Source organism: Sutterella seckii (assembly GCF_009183815.1).
GTDB classification, from domain to species: Bacteria; Pseudomonadota; Gammaproteobacteria; order Burkholderiales; family Burkholderiaceae_F; genus Sutterella; species Sutterella seckii.
The window spans coordinates 1-5,169 of sequence record NZ_WEHX01000125.1 but is presented as its reverse complement, the minus strand read 5'-3'; the positions used below and the strand labels follow the sequence as shown (position 1 = coordinate 5,169).

Annotated in this window: 5 protein-coding genes; 3 read left to right on the top strand and 2 right to left on the bottom strand. The window is 62.6% G+C overall.

Going from position 1 to position 5,169, the window contains the following annotated elements:
* Positions 1-625: beta-ketoacyl synthase N-terminal-like domain-containing protein (locus tag GBM95_RS10950; RefSeq protein ID WP_319643767.1), on the bottom strand; the 625-nt coding region annotated here is incomplete at its 3' end.
* A gap of 63 nt (positions 626-688) precedes the next feature.
* Positions 689-1,477, bottom strand: coding sequence for a nucleotide pyrophosphohydrolase (locus tag GBM95_RS10945; protein ID WP_152159128.1), 789 nt, complete (start codon positions 1,475-1,477; stop codon positions 689-691).
* Between the two features lie 155 nt (positions 1,478-1,632).
* On the opposite strand from GBM95_RS10945, the gene GBM95_RS10940 reads away from it, so the two are divergent.
* From GBM95_RS10940 to GBM95_RS10930, 3 genes are all read left to right on the top strand, one after another.
* Positions 1,633-2,382, top strand: a complete 750-nt coding sequence (locus tag GBM95_RS10940; protein WP_152159127.1) for an endonuclease — start codon at positions 1,633-1,635, stop codon at positions 2,380-2,382.
* Positions 2,383-2,562: 180 nt separating this feature from the next.
* Entirely contained in the window at positions 2,563-3,942 is a 1,380-nt protein-coding gene (locus GBM95_RS10935) for a hypothetical protein (RefSeq protein WP_152159126.1), read from the top strand.
* 226 nt (positions 3,943-4,168) lie between these two features.
* A partial coding sequence (locus GBM95_RS10930) for an amidohydrolase (protein ID WP_226963295.1) occupies positions 4,169-5,169 on the top strand: 1,001 nt, incomplete at its 3' end.

The following is a 5,169-nucleotide window of genomic DNA, read 5'->3' as shown; positions in this document are numbered from 1 at the left end:
CTGAAAAAGCAGCGAGCACCCGCTCAAAGACTTTCGCTTCAGGGAGATGCGCCGCTTCGCCCTGATGGTTGATGGCTTCGGCAAGCCTTGCGATCACCGCCTTAACGCGGCCGCGCGCGAGAAGCCTCGCGCCCTCCGCAATGGCTTTGGCGCCCGCCGTGCAGGCCGTTGAAACGGTAAAGACCGGGCCGGCAATGCCGAACGCGCGGGCGATCACGGGCGCCATGCGGCCGATTTCCATCATGCGCCAGCGCTTCAGGGGGGAAGCTTCGTTTTCCCGGATGCGCTCCGCGGCCTCAGGCGTCCCCGCCGTGGTGGCGCCGAAGATGAAGCCGATCTCGGAAAGGTCGACGCCGGCGGCACGCGCGCGTTCAAAAAGCGGCGCCGTGAGGGCAAGCGCGAGAAGAAGTTCCCGGGATAAATCTTCTTCCTCAATGCCGATGTTCCGGGCAATGCGGCAGCCTTTCTGAAGAACCGCTTCGGGCGCGAAGCCTTCCGGCGCTTCTCCAAAAGGCTCGGGCGATGAGAGGCGCTCGAGAAACTTCTCCGGATCGTCGCCGAGGGCGGAGAGCATCGTCGAAGCGGGAATCAGAATGGTCGGATTCGAGCCGGAAGGCATGGGCATCAGGAAAGCAGAGAAACGGAAGAAAGAAGAATTATAGGAAGCGGCAGCCCGGAGGCCTCGCTGCTACGCAGGTGAGCCGGCCTTTCGGGAAAGAATCTCGAGCGCAGCCGCAAGGAGCCCTGAATCGGCCGCCGCGAGAATGACGCCGTCGCGGATGTGCTCGAGGCGCGCGAGGCGGCCGAGAAAAAGAATGAGGCCGGGAAGGCCGAGGGCCTCAAGCTGAGCCCGGTCCGGCCGCTCGGGGAAGTCTCTGGGGAGCGCCTCTGCGATTTCTTCCGGGGAATAAAGCGCGGCGAGGTTCTTCTCCATCGCTTCCGCGTTCCGCCAGAAGTCGATGGTTTCGCGCGCGTAGCGCACGAAGTAGATACGGTTGTCGGATGCCGCCGCCCATTCGCCTGCACGGTTTCGCGCGAGAAACGACCGGAACCCGAGGAGCGCCTTCATTTGAGGAGTCTCAGTGAGCGCTTCCCGGCTGCGGGCCTTCTCGCGGAGCGCCTTATAAGCCTCGATAGATCCGTCGGTTCCGAGCGTCTCCCTGGGGTAGCGCGATTCGAGAACGGCAAGCTTCGCAGAAATCGCCGCATCAAGGTTCACGCCGAGCCGGTCGGCAATCAGAATGAGATAGGAAGCGACGTCGGCGATTTCGGAAGCGGCCGCGGCTTTTTCGCGCGGCGTAAGTTCGGCTTCCGGCGCCTTCCACTGAAAGCATTCGAGAAGCTCGGCGGCTTCAATGACGACGGATTCCGCGAGGTTTTTCGGACTATGGTGCCGCGCCCAGCCGCGGGAATCTCTAAAGCTGAGAAGCGCTTCAGCCGTAGCGGGGGAAATGCCGTTGGGAAGTGATGACTGCATGTTCGAAGGATCGTGAGAAAGGCCGCTCGAATTTTGTTACGCGCTTTGCGCCGCAGGCGCTCTAATATTCGCTCTCCGAATGGGAGCGCGGACGGAAGCGTGAGGCTTTCGTCCGGCGTTCCTCCAAGAGTTTAGCTTCCGGGACAGATTTCCAAATGCCGCTTTTAAAGAAAACCGCTTTCGGCCTTCTTCTCGCCTTTGCTGCGGGACTTGCCGCCGCAGCCGGGAATACGCAGATCGAATCCTTCAATCAGGCGAAGAAGACGCTCGAGCGCGAGGTTTATCAGGACCACCGCATTACGTTCTACTGCCAGGCGCCCTTCGACAGCAAAAAGAACATCACGCTGCCCGCGGGCTTCACGACTCCGAAGCACGAGAAGCGCGCGCACCGCATTGAGTGGGAGCACGTGGTCCCGGCGGAAAACTTCGGGCGCGCCTTTAGCGAGTGGCGCGACGGCGCTGAGGTCTGCGTCGACAACAAGGGCCGGAACTTCAAGGGCAGAAAGTGCGCTGAAAAGGCAAACCGCGAATACCGCCTGATGCAGAGCGACCTCTACAACCTCTATCCGGCGAGCGGCGCCGTGAATGCGCTCCGCTCCAACTACAACTACGCGCTCCTCCCCGACGTGCCGGCCACCTTCGGCTCCTGCCCGATGAAGATTTCCGGCAACCGCGCGGAACCGCCGGAATATACGCGCGGCGCCATTGCCCGCACGACGCTCTACATGGCGGAGAGCTATCCGAAATACCGGCTCTCGAATCAGCAGCGTCAGCTCATGGAAGCCTGGAACCGCATGTACAAGCCCGACGAGTGGGAATGCCTGCGCGCGAAGCGCATCGAGCGCATTCAGGGGAACGAAAACCATTTCGTGACGGACGCCTGCCGCGCGGCCGGGATCCGCTGACGGATGCTTCGGGGACCGCTCTGAGCCTTTGAGGAAACGCCTTTTAACGCTTTTTCCTCCTGCGGGCGCACATAGAGGCGCCCGCAGAGCGCGGCCCTCGCGTAAGATTGAGGCCGTTTTTCAGGGTTCGGGCGAAATGTTCTTCCCGAAGCCTGAGGCTTAATGAAGGTGGCTTTTCGCATGCATCGGCTCTATGGATTCATTCGGGCGCACTCCGGTGCCGTTCTGGTTGTCCTCGCGGCAGCGCTGGCGGCTGAGGCAGGCTTCGTCTGCTGGCAGCGGTCCGTGCAGGCGGAAATCATCAACCGCATCGTCGAAGGGGACGATCTCCCGCCCGAAGTGCTGATAACGTCCACGCCGGTGGAGGAGAGCCTCTTCGTGAGGCGCGACCGCCTTCACGTCATCGTCGCCTCGAGCGTTTTTTCGTCGGATTCCTCAGCGGCGCCTCTGACGCTCGACTTCGACGTCGTGGCGCATTTCGGCCCCTTCGGGCTCAACGGCGACATCTATCCCCTTAATTCCACGGCGAGCACGGCGGAGCTTCTCGTGAAGCTTGCAGGCACGCACCCGCGGCTCGCGATCCGCTATCACTACGCCGTCTTCGCGCAGGAACTGCGCATTACCGCGACGGCCACGCCCTTCGACATGCAGCTCGATGCCGTCGAACGCGGGGTCGGCCCCGTCTCCTGGAGCCTTGCGGCGAGAAAGCCCGTTGCGCTGAGACTCGCCTTTACGAAGAAAGACGGTCTCCGGGCAGAGGCGGAAGCGCCTGAAGTTTCGGGAAGCTTTACGGATCCTGCCGCCAACATCCTCAAAGGGAGTGCAGAAAACGTGAAGGTCTCGGCGAGCCTCCAGCTTGCCGGAAAAACGCCGGGCGACTGGTACATCAGGACGCTTCGCGGGACGGCTCAGAAGGGCGGCTTCGACGCCGGCGACTGGCGCGGCGCGCTCACGGGCAAGTTCACCGGAATTACCGGTTCAGTCGAGGAAAATCCTGCCGGCCTTGAGGAAGGACGGCTTTCAGGGAGCTACGACCTGCGGGCAGGAACCTTCGACGTCGGCGTCGATGCCTCGCACCCGGGCCTTGACAAGCACGTCTCCGGTGAGGGCTTTATTCTGAGATTCACGGCCGACCGGGTTCCTTCGGAGCTCTTCGCATCGCTCGACGAATACCGGATCGGGAGGCTTCTCACGGAGTCGGGGCCGATGCACCTCAGAATTGATGAATTCGCGATGCGCTCCATCGGAAAGGAAGGCGGCGCAAAGTTCACGGCCGACCTTGCCGCCCGGGAGCCGCTTAAGTCTCAGAAGCCGTCGGCCCTTCGCGCAATGCCGCTCGCCGCTGCGGACGGGACGTTCGCATCCGATGAGAAAGCGGCTGATCTCGACTGGAAGTTCTCCGTCGATGCGCCCGAGTCTCTCGTCGACCTCGCCGAAATCATTCTTCACGGCGCCCGGCCCGACATGCGCAGCCTTTCCCTCAAATCGCTGATGGAGCCCTCTCAGGAAAAAGGCGTGTGGCATTACCGCGCGGAACGCTCCGGCGCCGCGGCGCCCTGATCATTTTTTTGGGCGGCATACGCAATTTCCGAAGTCTCATCTGTAGAGATTAATCCGGGGTGACTTGAAAAAGCATTGAAAAATCAAACGGGTATTGAAACACGCGGGTTTGCCGCGTGTTCAGGGAATTTTGCGCAATGTTAGAATGCAGGGTATAAAAATAAGTAAATCCCCTTAATGCATCCACGCGGTACCTTTGGGCGCGGATGATTTGGAGCTTACCCCAATGTCCCCAGCCCGAATTCAGACAACAGAACCCTCCGCGGATCCGGCGCCCGCTCCGGTGCGCACGCGGTCCCGGCGCGTTCAGAAAGCACAGCCGCCGGCGCCTCCGGCTGAACCGAAGACAACAGAGGAAAAGCCGGCTGCGACCGTTTCCGATCTGATGAATCGTCCGCACCTCCTTCCCGGCTGGGTCGATCCGGTAACGTTTGAGGATCTCGTCGCCGCCCGGCGCGACATCCACAGAACGCCCGAGCCCGGCTGGAGCGAATTCATCGCGACGGCAAGGCTTGCAGAGGCCTTCCGCAGCGCGGGCTTCTCGGTGACCTATGGTCCGCAGTTCATCGCGCCGCAGTTTGTCCGCGGCCGCGACCCGGATGAGGTTGAAAAGGGACGGCGCTTCGCGCTCGAGGTGGGCGTGCCGCCCGAGGAAATCCGCCGCATCGGCGACTATCCTGGGCTTCTTGCCGCCTGGGACACCGGCCGGCCGGGCCGCACGATCGCGATCCGCATCGAATTGGACGCTCTTGCCGTTGAGGAGCCCGAAAGCCCGGCGCATCTCCCTTTCAGGGAAGGGTTTGCGTCCGTCAGGCACGGCGTCATGCATGCCTGCGGCCACGACGGCCATCAGGCCGTGGCGATGGCGCTCGCGCGCTTCATCGGCGCCAACGCAGAGCGACTCGCGGGGAAGATCATCTTCATCTGCCAGCCCGCAGAGGAAGGCTCCCGCGGCGCTTATCCGATTCTGCAGTCCGGGGTGCTTCACGGCGTCGACACGATTTTCTGCGGCCATATCGCGCCGGAGCTTGAGGTCGGGGACGTGGTGGCCGAGCCCACGAAGCTCCTTTCGACCACGAAGATCGACTTTGAATTCACGGGCCGCGCGGCCCACGCGGGCGCCCACCCGCAGGCCGGCCGCAATGCGCTTCTCGCGGCGGCCAATGCCGCCATCAACATCATGGCGCTCCCGCGTCACGAGGACGGCATGACGCGCGTGAATGTCGG